This is a genomic window from Streptomyces naganishii JCM 4654, assembly GCF_014650575.1.
Lineage (GTDB): Bacteria > Actinomycetota > Actinomycetes > Streptomycetales > Streptomycetaceae > Streptomyces > Streptomyces naganishii.
Window position 1 is genome coordinate 310,230 of the sequence record NZ_BMVF01000001.1, and the last position, 16,928, is coordinate 327,157.

18 protein-coding genes and 1 pseudogene are annotated in these 16,928 nt (G+C 74.4%); 14 read left to right on the top strand and 5 right to left on the bottom strand.

Translation table 11 applies throughout. The features are described from left to right. The first annotated feature begins 60 nt into the window (after nt 1–60). Both IE217_RS01380 and IE217_RS01385 read left to right on the top strand, forming a co-directional pair. Nucleotides 61–888 (top strand): ABC transporter permease, encoded by an 828-nt coding sequence (locus IE217_RS01380; RefSeq protein ID WP_190175800.1) that lies wholly within the window; start codon nt 61–63, stop codon nt 886–888. 34 nt (nt 889–922) lie between these two features. After that, nucleotides 923–1,648 (top strand): AAA family ATPase, encoded by a 726-nt coding sequence (locus tag IE217_RS01385; RefSeq protein ID WP_190175801.1) that lies wholly within the window; start codon nt 923–925, stop codon nt 1,646–1,648. A 25-nt stretch (nt 1,649–1,673) separates the two neighbouring features. On the opposite strand, the gene ybaK is transcribed toward IE217_RS01385, so the two are convergent. The 4 genes from ybaK to IE217_RS01405 form a co-directional block, all read right to left on the bottom strand. Then, nucleotides 1,674–2,174, bottom strand: coding sequence for a Cys-tRNA(Pro) deacylase (gene ybaK, locus IE217_RS01390; protein ID WP_190175802.1), 501 nt, complete (start codon nt 2,172–2,174; stop codon nt 1,674–1,676). Nucleotides 2,175–2,186: 12 nt separating this feature from the next. Then, on the bottom strand, nt 2,187–2,927 hold the full coding sequence (locus IE217_RS01395; protein WP_190175803.1) for an LON peptidase substrate-binding domain-containing protein: 741 nt from the start codon (nt 2,925–2,927) through the stop codon (nt 2,187–2,189). A gap of 11 nt (nt 2,928–2,938) precedes the next feature. After that, nucleotides 2,939–4,021: a hypothetical protein gene (locus tag IE217_RS01400; protein WP_190175804.1), complete on the bottom strand. Its 1,083-nt coding sequence runs from the start codon at nt 4,019–4,021 to the stop codon at nt 2,939–2,941. Between the two features lie 236 nt (nt 4,022–4,257). Further along, the gene (locus IE217_RS01405; protein ID WP_229864966.1) at nt 4,258–5,859 is read right to left on the bottom strand and encodes an oxidoreductase; all 1,602 of its coding nucleotides are present in this window, start codon (nt 5,857–5,859) and stop codon (nt 4,258–4,260) included. Nucleotides 5,860–6,090: 231 nt separating this feature from the next. Between IE217_RS01405 and hisD the strand changes: the two genes are divergently transcribed. The 9 genes and pseudogenes from hisD to IE217_RS01450 all read left to right on the top strand — a co-directional run bounded on the left by hisD (nt 6,091) and on the right by IE217_RS01450 (nt 12,791). Further along, nucleotides 6,091–7,416, top strand: a complete 1,326-nt coding sequence (gene hisD / locus IE217_RS01410) for a histidinol dehydrogenase (protein ID WP_190175805.1) — start codon at nt 6,091–6,093, stop codon at nt 7,414–7,416. Beyond that, the gene (locus IE217_RS01415) at nt 7,413–8,528 is read left to right on the top strand and encodes a histidinol-phosphate transaminase (protein ID WP_190175806.1); all 1,116 of its coding nucleotides are present in this window, start codon (nt 7,413–7,415) and stop codon (nt 8,526–8,528) included. Before hisD ends, IE217_RS01415 begins: the two co-directional genes overlap by 4 nt. Nucleotides 8,529–8,533: 5 nt before the next feature. Next, a complete protein-coding gene (gene hisB / locus IE217_RS01420; protein WP_190176083.1) occupies nt 8,534–9,127 on the top strand; it encodes an imidazoleglycerol-phosphate dehydratase HisB in 594 nt (197 codons plus the stop codon). Next, a complete protein-coding gene (locus IE217_RS01425; protein WP_190175807.1) occupies nt 9,124–9,288 on the top strand; it encodes a CG2302 family histidine operon protein in 165 nt (54 codons plus the stop codon). The genes hisB and IE217_RS01425 overlap by 4 nt, the downstream gene beginning before the upstream one ends. Further along, nucleotides 9,279–9,932: an imidazole glycerol phosphate synthase subunit HisH gene (hisH, locus tag IE217_RS01430; RefSeq protein WP_190175808.1), complete on the top strand. Its 654-nt coding sequence runs from the start codon at nt 9,279–9,281 to the stop codon at nt 9,930–9,932. The genes IE217_RS01425 and hisH overlap by 10 nt, the downstream gene beginning before the upstream one ends. Next, on the top strand, nt 9,932–10,660 hold the full coding sequence (gene priA, locus IE217_RS01435; RefSeq protein ID WP_190175809.1) for a bifunctional 1-(5-phosphoribosyl)-5-((5-phosphoribosylamino)methylideneamino)imidazole-4-carboxamide isomerase/phosphoribosylanthranilate isomerase PriA: 729 nt from the start codon (nt 9,932–9,934) through the stop codon (nt 10,658–10,660). The genes hisH and priA overlap by 1 nt, the downstream gene beginning before the upstream one ends. Then, the gene (locus IE217_RS01440; protein ID WP_190175810.1) at nt 10,657–11,049 is read left to right on the top strand and encodes a RidA family protein; all 393 of its coding nucleotides are present in this window, start codon (nt 10,657–10,659) and stop codon (nt 11,047–11,049) included. The genes priA and IE217_RS01440 overlap by 4 nt, the downstream gene beginning before the upstream one ends. A gap of 49 nt (nt 11,050–11,098) precedes the next feature. After that, nucleotides 11,099–11,854: an imidazole glycerol phosphate synthase subunit HisF gene (hisF, locus tag IE217_RS01445; RefSeq protein WP_190175811.1), complete on the top strand. Its 756-nt coding sequence runs from the start codon at nt 11,099–11,101 to the stop codon at nt 11,852–11,854. Nucleotides 11,855–11,993: 139 nt separating this feature from the next. Further along, nucleotides 11,994–12,791, top strand: a pseudogene (locus IE217_RS01450) (MFS transporter). A 38-nt stretch (nt 12,792–12,829) separates the two neighbouring features. Here the strand turns inward: IE217_RS01450 and IE217_RS01455 are convergent. After that, nucleotides 12,830–13,465 carry a TIGR03085 family metal-binding protein gene (locus tag IE217_RS01455; RefSeq protein WP_190175812.1) on the bottom strand — a complete coding sequence of 212 codons (636 nt, stop codon included), beginning with the start codon at nt 13,463–13,465 and terminating at the stop codon, nt 12,830–12,832. An 83-nt stretch (nt 13,466–13,548) separates the two neighbouring features. On the opposite strand from IE217_RS01455, the gene hisI reads away from it, so the two are divergent. The 3 genes from hisI (at nt 13,549) to IE217_RS01470 (ending at nt 16,827) form a co-directional block, all read left to right on the top strand. Next, nucleotides 13,549–14,001 carry a phosphoribosyl-AMP cyclohydrolase gene (gene hisI / locus IE217_RS01460; protein ID WP_229864968.1) on the top strand — a complete coding sequence of 151 codons (453 nt, stop codon included), beginning with the start codon at nt 13,549–13,551 and terminating at the stop codon, nt 13,999–14,001. An 11-nt stretch (nt 14,002–14,012) separates the two neighbouring features. After that, nucleotides 14,013–15,491: an anthranilate synthase component I gene (locus tag IE217_RS01465; protein WP_190175813.1), complete on the top strand. Its 1,479-nt coding sequence runs from the start codon at nt 14,013–14,015 to the stop codon at nt 15,489–15,491. 688 nt (nt 15,492–16,179) lie between these two features. Next, nucleotides 16,180–16,827, top strand: coding sequence for a TIGR02234 family membrane protein (locus tag IE217_RS01470; protein ID WP_190175814.1), 648 nt, complete (start codon nt 16,180–16,182; stop codon nt 16,825–16,827). Nucleotides 16,828–16,928 lie beyond the last annotated feature (101 nt).

Sequence of the window (16,928 nt, forward strand, 5' to 3'; positions counted from 1 at the left end):
CTGTGCGGGCGCCGGGGGGAACCCGTCCGGTGCCGACGACGCGAAGAGGAGCAGTGCGACGTGAGTGCCGTACCCACCGGTGTGGCCGCACGGCCCGCGCCGGCCGCCGAGGACACCGGCACCCGCCGGGCGGCGGCCGAGCTCGGGCCGCGCGCGCGGCTGTGGCCGTCCCTGGCCGCCGTCTACCGTGCCCAGCTGTCCCGCGCGCGTGTGGCCAGGATCCCGCTGCTGTTCGTGGCGACCTTCCAGTCCGTCGGCATCATGATCATGATGCGGGGCGTGGTCAGCGGCGGCGGCGAGGCCGAGTACGTGGTGTCGGGCGCGTCCGTCGTCGTCGTCGCCTACGTGGCCCTCAACCTGCTCTCGCAGTACTTCGGGCACCTGCGCTTCAGCGGCGGGCTCGACCACTACGCGACGCTGCCGGTGCCGCCGGCGGCCGTGGTGCTGGGCGCGGCGGCCGCGTACGCGTCGTTCACCGTGCCCGGCACGATGGTCACCGCCGTGTTCGGCTGCCTGCTCTTCGGGCTGCCGCTCGGCAACCTGTGGGTGCTCCTCGCCGTCGTCCCGCTCGCGGGCGCCGCGCTCTCCGGACTGGGCGCGGCCTGCGGACTGCTCGCACCGCGACCCGAACTGGCCACGCTGCTCGGCCAGTTGGGCATGTCCGCCGCGCTGCTCCTCGGTGTCCTCCCGCCCGACCGCATGCCCGAGGCGGTACGGTTCGCACGTGACCTGCTGCCCTCGACGTACGGCGTGGAGGCCTACGCCCGCACCTTCGGCGGCAGCCCCGACTGGGCGTACGTCGCCGGTGACATGGCCGTCTGCGCCGGGGTGGGGGTGGTCTCGCTGGCCGTCGCCACCTGGGCCTACCGGCGGGCGGCCGTCCGGTGACGCGCCGCACGGACCCAACTGGCACGATGACAGGGTGACCGCTCCGTTGACTCCACCTCCGCCGCCGCACCAGCGGCCCTCGCAGCCCTCCCGGCCCTCCGAGGCCGCCGGGACCGCCCACGAGCAGGCCTGGCACGTGCCGCCCGCCGGAGCCGGCGCGGCCGGAAGCGCCGGCGAACAGGACGGCCCCGGGATGAGGACCGAAATCCGCGAGGCCGCCGTGGTCACCGTGGCGGTCGCGCTCGGCGGGGTGCTCCTCGGGCTGCTGTGGTGGTGGCTCGCGCCCCAGGTGCCGCTGGTCGCGGACGTGTCCGGCAACAGCTGGATCGTCTACCTCAAGGACACCGAGGGCGAGCAGGCGATCGGCGTCGACGGAACGTTCACGCTGCTCGCCCTCGCCTTCGGCGTGGTCAGCGCCGTGGCGGTGTTCCTCGCCCGGCGGCGCGGGGGAGTGCCGCTGGTGATCGGCCTGTGTGTGGGCGCGCTGCTCGGCTCGCTGCTCGCCTGGCGGCTCGGCGTGTGGCTCGGCCCCGAGCACGACGTGATCGCCCACGCCAAGGCCGTGGGCAAGGGCGTCACCTTCCCGGCCCCCCTGAAGCTCGGCGCCAAGGGCGCGCTCCTCGCCTGGCCCCTGGCCGCCCTGGTCGTCCACCTCGGCGTGACGGCCCTCTTCGGGCCCCGCGACCCGGAACCCGAGCCCTACGGCCACACTCCCCACCCCGGCCCGGACCCGGAGCCGCACGACGGCCGGACCCGCTGACACCGGGAGTTGCGGCGCGGGCCTGTCAGGCCCGCGCGATGGGTGACAGGGTCGCCGACGTGAGGTCGGCCAGGACCGTCGGGGACAGTTCGATCTCCAGGCCCCGGCGGCCCGCCGAGACGCAGATCGTGGCGTGCGCCGTCGCGGAGGCGTCCAGGACCGTGGGCAGGCGTTTGCGCTGCCCGAGCGGGGAGATCCCGCCGAGGACGTAGCCCGTGGTGCGCTCGGCGAGGACCGCGTCGGCCATCGCCGCGCGCTTGCCGCCCACCGCCGCCGCGAGGGCCTTGAGGTCCAGCGATCCGGCCACCGGCACCACGGCCACCGTCAGCGCCCCGTCGACGTCCGCGACCAGCGTCTTGAACACCCGGTCGGGCGACACGCCCATCGCCTCGGCCGCCTCCTCGCCGTAGGACGGGTGGGAGGGGTCGTGGTCGTAGGAGTGCACCGTGTACTCCGCGCCCGCCGCGGTCAGGGCCACCGTGGCCGGTGTGCCGCCGGGCTGCTGCTTCTTCGCCTTCTTCGCCATGCGCGGGGGCTCTCAGTTCAGGCTCGTCGGGCCGCGCGTCAGGTCCGACGACGGCAACGAGGGCAGGCTACGGATGATCGACGTCTCGGAGCGAAGGAGTTTCAGCTCGTCACGCAGCCGCGAGGAGGTGTCGGGCGCCTGGAGCAGCCGCTGCTTCGTCGGCGTGTCCAGCACCATCGCCGCCGCCACCAGGTACGACACCACGCTCGGCTCGTCCGGCAGGTCCGCGCCCGTGGACAGCGAACGCTCCCGGGCCCCCGCCAGCCGCTTCTGGTACTGCCGGAAGGACCGCAGCACCCCCTCGGCCAGCGCCCCCGCCTCGTCGCCCGGCTCCTCGGCCAGCTCCTCCAGCTCGGCCACGAGGAACGGCCCCGAGGCGTCCACCGACAGCAGCCGCACCCGCGTGGTTCCGGTCGCCAGGACCTCGAAGGTGCCGTCGGCACGCTCCCGTACGGTCGCCGCGTCCGCGACGCAGCCCACTTGGTGGAAGGCGTGGGCGGGGTCGGGACCGAACCCGGCGGCCGGGCCGCGTTCGGGCTCGGCCGTGGGATCGGGCATGCCCGGGGCGCTCGGGGCGACCTCGTGGCCGTCGCGGATCGCCACGACGGCGAACCGGCGCGGTTCGTCCTCGGGCGTCTTCAGCAACGTGCGCATCATGGCGCGGTAGCGCTCCTCGAAGACGTTCAACGGGAGCACGAGCCCCGGGAACAGCACGGAGTTCAGGGGGAAGAGCGGGAGCCGGACGGTGGTCACGGCGCAAAAGCCTAATGGTCGCCGGGACGGGCACGTCCGCCGCGCCCGCCCCGGGGCTGCCCCGGCAGCCCAGGGAGCAGCGCCGAGAGGACCTCGGCGCGCACGCGCAGGAAGTGCCCGAGCGGATCCTCGGCCACCTCGTCGGGCACCCCGCCCCGTACCGCGCCCGGCATCCGGTTCCAGGGGAAGGACGTGGCGTACGGGCCGAGCAGCCGCAACTGCACGACCGCGTCCTCGCGCCGCTCCAGCCGCAGCAGGACGCAGATCAGCAGGTTGCGGATCTCGGCGGGCCACGGGTCGGCGGCCGGGAACCGGCAGGAGAGCGCGATCGCCCGGTCGGCCGCCGCGTCCAGCCGCTCGGGGGGCACCCCGGCCACGCCGCCGTCGGTGAGGTAGGCAAAGGCGGCCCGCGCCGGCAGAGCCTGCACGAGCGAGCCGGCCGGGGCGTCCAGGGCGGCCAGTTCGGCGAAGTCGAAGCACTCGCGGTGCGAGCCGCGCCAGGAGGAGGCCAGGTAGCGCAGGGCCGCCACATGGCAGCCGTAGTGGTGCGGGGCGCGGCGGACGGCCGCCTCCCACAGCTCGCCGAAGTACTTGTGCCCGGCGCGGCTGCCGCGCGCGTGGTCCAGCGCGATCCGCCACGGCACCGGGTCGCGGTCGTCCCCGCGCGCGGCCGCCGTGATCAGCGGGCTGACCTCGCGCAGCAGCTCGGCCCGGGCCGGTGAGGGCCAGGCGCGGTCCACCGCGAGCTGGGCCGCGACGACCAGCGCGTCTGGGTCGTGCGGGGCGGCCGCGCGCCAGGCGTCCAGCCACTCGGCACGCGAGCGCGCGAAGGCGGCCAGCCGGAGCGTGTAGCGGTCCCGGTCCTCCCACTCGCCCCGCCGCCGGGTGGCGGCGAGCAGTTCGGCGGCGGGGCCGTGGACGCCCTGCGCGGCGGCGACCAGCACCGGGCCGAGCCGCTCGTCGGGCGCGTCGAGGAGCACCTCGTCGTCGGCGGGCAGCCCGTGGCCGGGCCGCGCGGTGACGGGGCCGGGAGCGGTTCTTGCCATCCGGGTGGGGCGGATGAACGGGGGCAGCAGAGCCATGGTGTCGACCATTGAAAGACCGCAGGTCGGGGACGCGCCAGAGGGTGTGGGCAAGCCGGTGAAAGTTGTACGCCGGGCGGTCAAGGTCGAGTAAAGGTGACTGTTCAACAACTGTCGGACCGTGTCGGGCGGACCGGGATCCGTCCCGGACCGCTGTCGCCTGGGCCCGGGACCTGTCTCGGACCGCTGTCGCCCGGGCCCGGGACCCGCCGGGCGTGACCCCGCGGGTCCCGTAGGTCCCGTAAGTCCTAGTTACGGCGCAGCAGCCGTGTCGCGCCCGCCGCCACCGTCGTCGCCAGCGTCCAGCCCAGCAGGATCATCGCCGCCGCGAGCCACTGCCAGCCGCCGCGCAGCTGCCACTGGCTGACCTGGCCGAGGTCGACGACCGGCAGGAGGAGGTCCAGGGCGTAGAGGGCCGGGTTCCACTGGGGGTGGCCGCCCTGGCTGACCGGCGGCCGGCCCGCGTGCGCGAAGGCGAGGGAGCCGGCCGCCCACAGCACGGCCATCCACACGGCGGCCCGGCCCGGACGGTAGCCGTACGCCACCGTCCAGTCCTGCACGTACCCCCACAGCTTGGCGGCCGGCGGCAGGGTCTCCCGGCGCCGCCGGTGCTTGGCGAGCAGCACCTCGCGCGCGTCCTCGTCCTCTCCGGACTCCCGCAGCACCGCCGCCAGCCGTTCGTACGGCTCCGGGTTGTACTCGGCGGTCGCCGCCGCCACCCAGTCCAGGCGCTGGGCCAGCGAGAAGGGGCCGCGCGGCACCAGGTTCTCGTAGACGAAGCCGCCCATGTGCAGGCCGCCCGGGCCGGGCCAGCTGCTCGCCCGGTCCACGAGGGTGACGATCCGCGCCCCCGACAGCAGAACGTTTCCGCGCCGGGGCCGCTCCCCGAGGAACCGCAGCTCGGGCGTCTGCACCCGGCGCAGCGACAGCGCCTGCTCGTCGGTCAGGACCAGCCGCGCCCCCTCCAGGTCGACCGCGTCCCCGAAGCGGCCGTCGTCCAGGCGTATCCCGCCCTGGCACTCGAAGGGCTGGACGCGTGTGCCGCGCGCCGGGGTCACCCCGCTCAGCGGTGTGCCGCCGACGCCGGCCGGGGTGAGGTACAGGGTGCGCTCGACGGTCAGCTGCGGCGCGTTCAGCGCGAGCCGGGCCTGCGGGTTGGACAGGCGCGCCCCGCGCAGGCTCAGCGAGACCCCGATCTTGGCGCTGCGCAGGCTGAACTCCCCGTGCGACTCCAGCAGCTCGGCCTGGAGGTCCTGCCCGACCGTCAGCCCGTCGGCGGCGATCGAGCGGCCGGTGCGGTCCCGGTGCACGATCGCCTGGCTGAGCAGCAGGTCGGTGCCTATCTGTGCGTCCGTGAGCCGCACCCCGCCCGGGAAGCGGCAGCGCGGCAGGTGCAGATCGCCCTCGGTGTGCACGCGGGCCGCCTCCAGCCTCGGCACCGAGCAGTCCAGCAGCCGCACCGTCGTGAAGCGGGCCTCGGGCAGCAGCACCTCCCGCTCGAAGCGGCAGCCCGCCATCTCCACGTACGGCACCACCGTGCCCCCGGCGAGGTCCAGGGAGCCCTCGATCCGCAGCCCGGCCAGCTTCAGGGACGACACCCGCCCGGCGAGCGCGGGCGGCCCGTCCAGCAGCAGCCAGCACACCACGCGCGCCCGCACCGTCCGCTCCGGCCCCCAGGGGTGCCCGCCGTGCGGATCGTCCACCAGCGCGTCCCCGCTGCGCAGGTCGTACACGCTGCCGTTGCGGAAGGCCTGCCACATCCCCGCCTCGACGGCGGTGAGGTCGCCGGGCAGGTCCCCGGGCAGGTTCCCGGGCTGGCACCCGGCGTGGAAGCCGGCCCTCTCGGTCACGGATCTTCACTTCCTCCCCTGCTACTCGCCGGTTCGCTACGCTGCGTACAACGGTGATGCCCGCTGCGTCACGCTCTGAACACGAAAGGCGGCGGAGATGTCGCGCGGCCGGCGCCGCCTGCCCCGCGGCGGCGCGGGGGCCCGGTGCCCCGGCGTCACGGTGACCACGTTCTGTATCAGCCATTGATACGGGCGGACGGTGCCCGGCGCCGGTCTGAGAGAATTGGAACCGTGATCTCCCGAATCGATCTGCGCGGCGACGCCCTCCCCGAGGGACCCGCCCTGCGCGACCTGCTGCCCCGAGCCGACTTCGACGTCGCGGCCGCCCTGGAGAAGGTGCGCCCGATCTGCGAGGCCGTGCATCATCGGGGCGACGCGGCGCTGATCGACTTCGCCGAGAGGTTCGACGGCGTGCGGCTCGACCAGGTCCGCGTCCCGGCCGCCGCGCTCACGCGCGCGCTCGAGGAGCTCGATCCGGCCGTGCGCGCCGCCCTGGAGGAGTCCATCCGCCGGGCCCGCCTCGTCCACCGCGAGCAGCGCCGCACCACGCACACCACCCAGGTCGTCCCCGGCGGCACGGTCACCGAGAAGTGGGTGCCGGTCGAGCGCGTCGGGCTCTACGCGCCCGGCGGCCGCTCCGTCTACCCCTCCTCCGTGATCATGAACGCGGTGCCCGCGCAGGAGGCCGGCGTCGCCTCGATCGCGCTCGCCTCCCCGCCCCAGGCCGAGTTCGGTGGCCTGCCGCACCCGACGATCCTCGCCGCCTGCGCCCTGCTCGGCGTTGACGAGGTCTACGCGGCCGGCGGCGCCGGTGCCGTGGCGATGTTCGCCCACGGCACCGAGTCCTGCCCGCCGGTCAACATGGTCACCGGCCCCGGCAACATCTGGGTCGCCGCCGCCAAGCGCCACTTCACCGGCAAGATCGGCATCGACGCCGAGGCCGGCCCCACCGAGATCGCCGTCCTCGCCGACGCCACGGCCGACCCGGTGCACATCGCCTCCGACCTGATCAGCCAGGCCGAGCACGACCCGCTGGCCGCCGCCGTCCTCGTCACCGACTCCACCGACCTCGCGGACGCCGTGGAGAAGGAGCTCGAACCCCAGGTCGCGGCCACCAAGCACATCGAGGACCGGATCCGTCCGGCCCTGTCCGGCCGGCAGTCCGCGATCGTCCTCGTCGACGGCGTCGACGAGGGCCTGCGCGTGGTCGACGCCTACGGCGCCGAACACCTGGAGATCCAGACCGCCGACGCCGCCGCGGTCGCCGAGCGCGTGCGCAACGCCGGCGCGATCTTCGTCGGCCCCTGGGCGCCCGTCTCCCTGGGCGACTACGCGGCCGGCTCCAACCACGTGCTCCCGACCGGCGGCTGCGCCTGCCACTCCTCGGGCCTGTCCGTCCAGTCCTTCCTGCGCGGCATCCACATCGTGGACTACACCAAGGACGCCCTCGCCGAGGTCGCCCACCACGTGGTGACGCTGGCGGAGGCGGAGGACCTGCCCGCGCACGGCGCGGCGATCAAGGCCAGGTTCGGCTGGAAGGTACCGACGAGCAAGTGAACCCCGGAATCGACGATCTTCCCGTACGGGACGAGCTGCGCGGCAAGTCCCCCTACGGCGCGCCGCAACTGGACGTCCCCGTACGGTTGAACACCAACGAGAACCCCTACCCGCTGCCCGAACCGCTGGTCGAGCGGATCACCGAGCGCGTCCGCGAGGCGGCCCGCGACCTCAACCGCTACCCCGACCGGGACGCAGTCGAGCTGCGCACCGCGCTGGCCGCGTACCTGACCCGGACCGGCGGCCACCGGGTCGGCGTGGAGAACGTCTGGGCGGCCAACGGCTCCAACGAGGTCATCCAGCAACTGCTCCAGGCCTTCGGCGGTCCCGGCCGCACCGCGATCGGCTTCGAGCCGTCGTACTCGATGCACGCGCTCATCGCGCGCGGCACCGGCACCGGCTGGATCTCCGGTCCGCGCGGCGAGGACTTCACCATCGACCTGCCCGCCGCCGAGAAGGCGATCGCCGAGCACCGGCCCGACGTCGTCTTCGTCACCACCCCCAACAACCCCACCGGCAACGCCGTCCCGGCCGAGACCGTCATCGCCCTGTACGACGCCGCCCAGGCGGCGAAGCCGTCCATGGTCGTCGTGGACGAGGCGTACATCGAGTTCAGCCATGGCGCCTCACTGCTGCCGCTGCTGGAAGGCCGGCCCCACCTGGTCGTCTCGCGCACCATGTCCAAGGCGTTCGGCGCGGCCGGGCTGCGCCTCGGCTACCTCGCCGCGCACCCGGCCGTCGTGGACGCCGTCCAGCTGGTCCGGCTGCCCTACCACCTGTCGGCGATCACCCAGGTCACCGCGCTGGCCGCCCTGGAGCACACCGACACGCTGCTGAAGTACGTCGAGCAGCTCAAGGGCGAGCGCGACCGGCTGGTCACCGAACTGCGCGCGATGGGCTACGAGGTGACCGAGTCGGACGCCAACTTCGTCCAGTTCGGCCGGTTCGCCGACTCCCACGCCGCCTGGCGGCGGATCCTCGACCGGGGCGTCCTGGTGCGCGACAACGGCGTACCGGGACGGCTGCGGGTCAGCGCCGGAACCCCGGCGGAGAACGACGCGTTCCTCGATGCGGTACGCGATCTGAAGAACGAACAGGAGCAGAGCGGATGACTCGCGTGGGACGCCTTGGAAGAGTCGAGCGCACCACCAAGGAGACCTCGGTCCTCGTCGAGATCGACCTCGACGGCACCGGCAAGACCGACATCGCGACCGGCGTCGGCTTCTACGACCACATGCTCGACCAGCTCGGCCGGCACGGCCTGTTCGACCTGACCGTGAAGACCGACGGCGACCTGCACATCGACTCCCACCACACCATCGAGGACACCGCCCTCGCGCTCGGCGCCGCCTTCAGGCAGGCGCTCGGCGACAAGGTGGGCATCTACCGCTTCGGCAACTGCACGGTCCCGCTGGACGAGTCCCTCGCCCAGGTCACCGTCGACCTCTCCGGCCGCCCCTACCTCGTGCACACCGAGCCCGAGAACATGGCGCCGATGATCGGCGAGTACGACACCACCATGACCCGGCACATCCTGGAGTCCTTCGTCGCCCAGGCCCAGGTCGCCCTGCACGTCCACGTGCCCTACGGGCGCAACGCGCACCACATCGTGGAGTGCCAGTTCAAGGCCCTGGCGCGGGCACTGCGCTACGCCTCCGAGCGCGACCCGCGCGCGGCCGGCATCCTCCCGTCCACGAAGGGCGCACTGTGAACGGCCTGTCCACCCTGCTGATCGTCGTCGGCCTCTTCCTCGTGGGCGGCATCGTCTCCTTCGTCAAGCAGCAGATGCCCAAGAGCCTCGTCGTACTGCTGTCCGTCGCCGCGGCCATGTGCCTCGTCGCGGGCGTGATGCGGCTGGAGGTGTGGAGTTGACCGGCGCGGCGGCCAAGAAGGTCGTGGTCTTCGACTACGGCTTCGGCAACGTGCGCTCCGCCGAGCGGGCCGTCGCCCGCACCGGCGCCGACGTCGAGATCACCCGCGACTTCGACCGGGCGATGAACGCCGACGGGCTGCTGGTGCCCGGCGTCGGCGCGTTCGCCGCCTGCATGCGCGGCCTCAAGGCGGCCCGCGGCGACTGGATCATCGACCGCCGGCTGTCCGGCGGCCGCCCGGTCATGGGCATCTGCGTGGGCATGCAGATCCTCTTCGCCCGCGGCATCGAGCACGGCGTGGAGGCCGAGGGCCTGGACGAGTGGCCCGGCACCGTCGCGCCCCTCCAGGCCGACGTCGTACCGCACATGGGCTGGAACACCGTCGAAGCGCCCGCGGACTCCGAGCTGTTCGCCGGCCTCGACGCCGGCGCCCGCTTCTACTTCGTGCACTCCTACGCCGTCCACGACTGGCAGCAGGAGGCGCACAACCCGGCGATGCGGGCCCCCAAGGTCACCTGGGCCACCCACGGCAAGCCCTTCGTGGCCGCCGTGGAGAACGGGCCCCTGTGGGCCACCCAGTTCCACCCCGAGAAGTCCGGCGACGCCGGAGCGCAGCTGCTGAACAACTGGATCGGAACCCTCTGATGCCCCCGAAGCTCGAACTCCTCCCCGCCGTCGACGTCCGCGACGGCCAGGCCGTCCGGCTCGTGCACGGCGAGTCCGGGACCGAGACCTCCTACGGCTCCCCCCTCGAGGCCGCCCTGGCCTGGCAGCGCTCGGGCGCCGAGTGGCTGCACCTGGTCGACCTCGACGCCGCGTTCGGCACCGGCGACAACCGGGCCCTGATCGCCGAGGTTACCAAGGCCATGGACATCAAGGTGGAGCTGTCCGGCGGCATCCGCGACGACGACACCCTCGCCGCCGCCCTCGCCACCGGCTGCACCCGCGTCAACCTCGGCACGGCGGCCCTGGAGACCCCCGAGTGGGTCGCCAAGGTCATCGCCGAGCACGGTGACAAGATCGCGGTCGGTCTGGACGTACGCGGCACCACCCTGCGCGGCCGCGGCTGGACCCGCGACGGCGGCGACCTCTACGAGACGCTGGAGCGGCTCGACAAGGAGGGCTGCGCGCGCTACGTCGTCACCGACATCGCCAAGGACGGCACCCTCCAGGGCCCCAACCTGGAGCTGCTGAAGAACGTCTGCGCGGCGACCGACCGCCCCGTGGTCGCCTCCGGCGGCGTCTCCTCCCTCGCCGACCTGCGCGCCATCGCCTCGCTGGTCCCGCTCGGTGTCGAGGGCGCCATCGTCGGGAAGGCGCTGTACGCGAAGGCGTTCACCCTTGAAGAGGCCCTGGAGGAAGTGTCGTCATGACGTCCGATGCCGTACGGCGGGTGCAGAGCGGGGTTCCCTGGGAAGAAGCGTTCGGCTTCGCGCGCGCCGTGGCGGCGGGTGACCGGGTCCTCGTCGCGGGCACGACCTCCTTCCGGGGCGACGTGCTGTACGGCGAGGGCGACCCGTACGAACAGGCCAAGGTGGCGTTCACCAGCGCCATCGAGGCCATCGGCGAGTTCGGGCTGGGCGTGGAGTCGGTGATCCGCACCCGGATGTACCTCAGCCACGCCCGGGACATGGACGACGTGGGCCGCGCCCACAAGGAACTGTTCGACTCCGTACGCCCTGCCGCGACCCTGCTGGTCGTGGAGGGCTTCATCGACCCGCGCGTGCTGGTGTCGGTGGAACTGGAAGCCTTCAGAGGCTGACCGCAGGCCTTCGCCGGCCGCAGAACTTCGTTTGAGGAGCCGTGGATTCATGACCCTGGCGGTCCGAGTCATCCCCTGCCTGGACGTGGACGGCGGCCGGGTCGTCAAGGGCGTCAACTTCCAGAACCTGCGCGACGCGGGCGACCCCGTCGAGATGGCCAAGGTGTACGACGCCGAGGGCGCCGACGAGTTGACGTTCCTGGACATCACCGCCTCCTCGGGCAACCGGGAGACGACGTACGACGTGGTGCGCCGCACCGCCGAGCAGGTGTTCATCCCGCTCACGGTCGGCGGCGGCGTCCGCACCGCCGAGGACGTCGACAGGCTGCTGCGGGCGGGCGCCGACAAGGTCGGCGTCAACACGGCCGCGATCGCCCGCCCCGACCTGATCCGGGAGATCGCCGAGCGCTTCGGCCGCCAGGTCCTCGTCCTGTCGGTCGACGCGCGCCGCACCCCCGCCGGCACGTTCGAGGTGACCACCCACGGCGGCCGCCGCGGCACCGGCATCGACGCGGTGGAGTGGGCGCACCGCGCAGCCGAACTCGGCGCGGGTGAGATCCTGCTCAACTCCATGGACGCGGACGGCACCAAGGACGGCTACGACCTGGAGATGATCGCCGCCGTACGCAAGCACGTCACCGTCCCGGTCATCGCCTCCGGCGGCGCCGGCAGCCTCGGCCACTTCCCGCCGGCCGTCGCGGCGGGCGCGGACGCGGTCCTCGCCGCCTCGGTCTTCCACTTCGGCGACCTGCGCATCGGCCAGGTCAAGCAGACGCTGCGGGAGGCGGGCCATCCCGTCCGGTAGTCCCACGCCCGCGCCGGCCCCCGGCGCGGGCGCCGCCGAAAGCACCGCGGCCGTACGGGCCGCGACCGCACCCGCCACCGGCCGCCCCGCCCACCGCGACGGCAACCTCCTGCGCCGGCTCGCCGCGTACACCGCGTCGATGACGGGCGACAACGTCTACTACCTGGCGCTGTCCTGGGCGGCCGTGCGGGCCGGGTCGCCCGCGCAGGCGGGGATCGTGCCGGCGGTCAGCGCGGCGCCCAGGGCCCTGCTGATGCCGGCCGGGGGAGTGGTCGCGGACCGGTTCGGGCCGCGCCGGGTCGTCATCGGCAGCGACGCCGTGCGCTGCGCCGCCGTCCTCGCGGTGGCCGCGCTGCTGTACGGCACCGGGCCCCGGCTGTGGCCGCTGGCCCTGCTCGCCCTGCTGCCCTGGTCTTCGGCGCCGTGGACGCGGTGTTCGTGCCCGCCGTCGGCGCCCTGCCCGCGCGGGTGACCGGCACGGACCAGCTCGCGCGCGCGCAGGGCCTGCGGGGCCTGGCGATCCGGCTGGCGAGCATCGTCGGCGCCCCGCTCGGCGGCCTCGGCATCGCACTCGGCGGCGCGGCGGCGGCCTTCTCGGTGGCGGGACCGCTGATCGGCGATCGGCGCGCTCGCCTTCGTGACCGGCGTCGTCGCCGCCGTCGCGGTGGGCGTGCTGATCGGCCTGTCCGCCGGGCTCAGCGGCGCGCTGTGCGGCGCGCTGCTCCAGACCCAGGCCGAGCCGGCCTTCCTGGGCCGGGTCACCGCCGTGGCGAGCCTGGTCAGCCTCGGCCTCGCACCCCTGAGCATGCCGCTGTCCGCCGCCGCGATCGGCGCCTGGGGCACCGGCCCGGTGTTCGTCGTCAGCGCGGCGGTCTGCGCCCTGGGCGGACTGGTCGTCCTCGTCGCCCGCGAACCGCGGCGGGTGGAACTGCCCTGAGGCCCCGGCGGCCCCCTACCCGGCTCGGCGGGCCGGAGTCAGAACCCCAGCTGCTTGGTCTCCGACAGCTTCGCGATGGCGTCCTTGTCGCCGTCCACCTCCACCCGGGCCGCGCTCTGCCGGCCGAAGGCGAACAGCAGCAGCTCCGAGGGCTCGCCGGTCACGGTCACCACCGGGGTGCCCCGGTGCGCGACCGCCGTCTGCCCGTTGGGGCGGCGCAGCACCAGGCCCGTGGGGATGCCCCGGCCCAGCAGCCGGGCGGTGCGCTCCAGACGGGACCACAGGGTCTCCTGGAAGACCGGGTCCAGCTCACGCGGCGACCAGTCGCCCTGGGCGCGCCGCACGTCCTCGGCGTGGACGTAGAACTCCACCGTGTTGGCGGCCTCGTCGACCTGCTTGAGCTGGAAGGGCGAGAAGCGCGGCGGGCCGGTGCGGATCAGCTGGATCAGTTCCTCGTACGGCTTGGCGGCGTACTCCTGCAGCACCTTCTCCAGCCGTGAGGCCAGCGGTTTGATCAGCGCGCCCCCGGCCGCGTCCGGGCGGCGCTCGCGCACCACCACGTGCGCGGCGAGGTCGCGGGTGCGCCAGCCCTCGCAGAGGGTGGGCGCGTCCGGACCGGCGGTCTCCAAGAGGTCGGCGAGCAGGAGCCGTTCACGCTTGGCAAAGGTCGACATGGAGTCAGCCTACGACCACGCAGCGAGTCCGCCCACTGGACCGCCGCCCCTTCGCGCGCCTTCCGCGCGGCACAATGGCACCCATGACCAGCACGCCCGGCACGCCCGCCCGTCACCCGGCCACCGCCCCCCACCGAGGCGCTTCGCGCCACGGTGCTCCCTCCAGCGGTCTGGACCCGGAGATCGCCGCGCGCCTCAAGCGCAGCGGCGACGGGCTCCTCCCCGCGATCGCCCAGCAGTACGACACCGGTGAGGTGCTGATGCTGGGCTGGATGGACGACGAGGCGCTGCACCGCACCCTGACCACCGGCCGCTGCACCTACTGGTCGCGCAGCCGGGGCGAGTACTGGGTCAAGGGCGACACCTCCGGGCACGTGCAGTGGGTCAAGTCCGTCGCCCTGGACTGCGACGCCGACACCGTGCTGGTCAAGGTGGACCAGGTCGGGGCGGCCTGCCACACCGGCGACCGCACCTGCTTCGACACCGACGTGCTGCTCAAGGACGCCGGTTCCGGCCCGGCCGCCGCGGATCAGTAGGGTCTGCCGCCATGGATCTCGAGACGTTCCGCAAGCTCGCCACCGACCGCAGGGTCATCCCGGTCACGCGCAAGCTCCTCGCCGACGGCGACACCCCGGTCGCGCTGTACCGCAAGCTCGCCGCCGAACGCCCCGGCACGTTCCTGCTGGAGTCCGCCGAGAACGGCCGCTCCTGGTCCCGGTACTCCTTCGTGGGCGTGCGCTCGGCCGCCACCCTGACCGCGCGGGACGGCCACGCCCACTGGCTCGGCACCCCGCCCGTCGGCGTCCCCGTCGACGGCGACCCGCTCGCCGCCCTGCGCGCCACCATCGAGGCCCTGCACACCCCGCACCAGGAGGGCCTGCCGCCCTTCACCGGCGGCATGGTCGGCTACCTCGGCTACGACATCGTGCGGCGACTGGAGAAGATCGGCCCCGGCGAGCGCGACGACCTGCGGCTGCCCGAGCTGACCATGCTGCTCACCTCCGACCTCGCCGTACTCGACCACTGGGACGGCACGGTCCTGCTGATCGCCAACGCGATCAACCACAACGACCTCGACACCGGTGTCGACGAGGCGCACGCCGACGCGGTGGCCCGCCTCGACGCGATGGAGGCGGACCTGTCCCGCGCGGTCGCCCAGCCGCCCGCCGCGCTCCCGCCGTCCGAACTCCCCGAGTACACCGCGCTGTGGGGCGGCAAGGACTTCCAGGAGGCCGTCGAGGACGTCAAGGAGCGCATCCGCGCGGGCGAGGCCTTCCAGGTCGTCCCCTCGCAGCGCTTCGAGACGCCCTGCGCGGCCGGCGCCCTGGACGTCTACCGGGTGCTGCGGGCCACCAACCCCTCGCCGTACATGTACCTGTTCCGCTTCGACGGCTTCGACGTCGTCGGCTCCTCGCCCGAGGCGCTGGTCAAGGTCGAGGACGGGCGGGCCATGGTCCACCCCATCGCCGGCACCCGCCCGCGCGGGGCGACGCCGCAGGAGGACCAGGCCCTCGCCGACGAACTCCTCGCCGACCCCAAGGAGCGCGCCGAGCACCTGATGCTCGTCGACCTCGGCCGCAACGACCTGGGGCGCGTCTGCGAGCCGGGCTCCGTCGAGGTCGTCGACTTCATGTCCATCGAGCGGTACTCCCACGTGATGCACATCGTCTCGACCGTCACCGGCCGCGTCGCACCGGGCCGCACCGCCTTCGACGTCCTGACGGCCTGCTTCCCGGCGGGCACCCTCTCCGGCGCGCCCAAGCCGCGCGCCATGCAGATCATCGACGAACTCGAGCCGTCCCGGCGCGGCCTGTACGGCGGCTGCGTGGGGTACCTCGACTTCGCCGGCGACTCCGACACCGCCATCGCCATCCGCACCGCCCTGCTGCGCGACGGCACGGCCTACGTCCAGGCCGGCGCCGGCATCGTCGCCGACTCCGACCCGGTCGCCGAGGACACCGAATGCCGCAACAAGGCCGCCGCGGTGCTCCGGGCCATCCACACGGCCAACCGCCTGCCCGGCTAGCCCCGCCCGACGGGCCGCGCACGGCACGGGCCGGTCGGGTCGGTGGGCCGGGCACTGCGCGACCGGCTGGGGCGGTGGGTCGCGCTTGGCGCGGGCCGCTGGGTCAGTGGGTCGTGCACGGTGCCGGTCGACTGAGACCGTGGGCCGCGTGCGCTGCCGGCCGGTCGGGTCGGTGGGCCGGGCACGCCGCCTGCCGACCGGTTCGGCGGGTCGCGCACGGCGCGGATCCCCGGGGCGGCGGGTCGTGCATGGCGCGGGCCGCTGGGTCAGTGGGTCGTGCACGGTACCGGGCGGCTGAGACCGTGGACCGCGTGCCGTGCCGGCCGGTCGGGTAGGGGGGCCGGGCACTGCGTCGGCCGGCTGGGGCGGCGGATCGCGCATGGCGCGGGCCGGTCGGGGCGGTGGGTTACGCGTGGCGTCCGGTGCGGGCCGGTCGGGGCGGTGGGTCGGTGTTCGGCGGCGGTGGGCGGGCCCCGCGGGGTGCGCGGCCCGGCGGTCCGCCGACTCGGCGGGGCGGGCGCGCCGTCGGCCGCCGGACGGCGGGGCGTGCGGCCGGGTGGGTACGGTCGCCGAGGGCGCCGGATGGCGCTGCGCGCGCCGTCGGGCGTAGGGGCGGGGCAACCGCCGCTCGCGGTGCGGCGTTTCTCACCGAACCCCGGGTGACCGTTCGTTCGGGGTTCAGGCGATAGTGGACTACGTGACTGCCGTACCTCACCCCCGTACCGAAGCCGCCGGGCCCGCCCGGTCCGGCCGCCGCAGCCTCGCCGTCGCCCTGCTGTGCGGCGCGCTCGGCGCGGCCGTGGCGCTGCTGGCCACCCGTCAGCGCTGGGCGGAGGGCACCGCGACGGTGGCCGGCGGGGACTTCCCGCTGACCGCCAAGGGCAGCGAGGTCACGGGTGTGCCCGCGGCGCTCGCCATAGTGAGCCTGGCCGCCCTGGTCGCCGTGTTCGCCGTCCGCCGTTCCGGCCGCCGCCTGGTCGCCGGTCTGCTCACCCTCTCCGGCGCGGGCACCGTCGGCGCGGCCCTGACCGGCGCCGGCAACCGTGCCGCGCTCGACGAGAAGGCCGCGCAGGCGTCCGGCGACACCGCCGCGACCGCCGCCGCCCTCAGCCACACCGGCTGGCCCTATGTCGCGGCGGCGGGCGGCGCGCTGATCCTGCTCGCCGGACTGCTCGCCCTGCGCTACGGCGGCCTGTGGCCCGCCATGTCCGGCCGTTACGAGCGCTCCGGGGCGCCCCGCTCCCGCGCCCCCAAGGCCGTCGACCCCGACCGGCCCGAGGACCTCTGGAAGGCCCTGGACCGGGGCGAGGACCCGACCGGCACCGAACCGGCCTGACCGGGCGCCGCCGAGGCGGTCCGGCCACCGCGGTGAGAGGGTGACGCCAGGGGCCACCCCCGGTCACGTCGCGTGCGCGCGTACGGGACAATGGGTCCGAG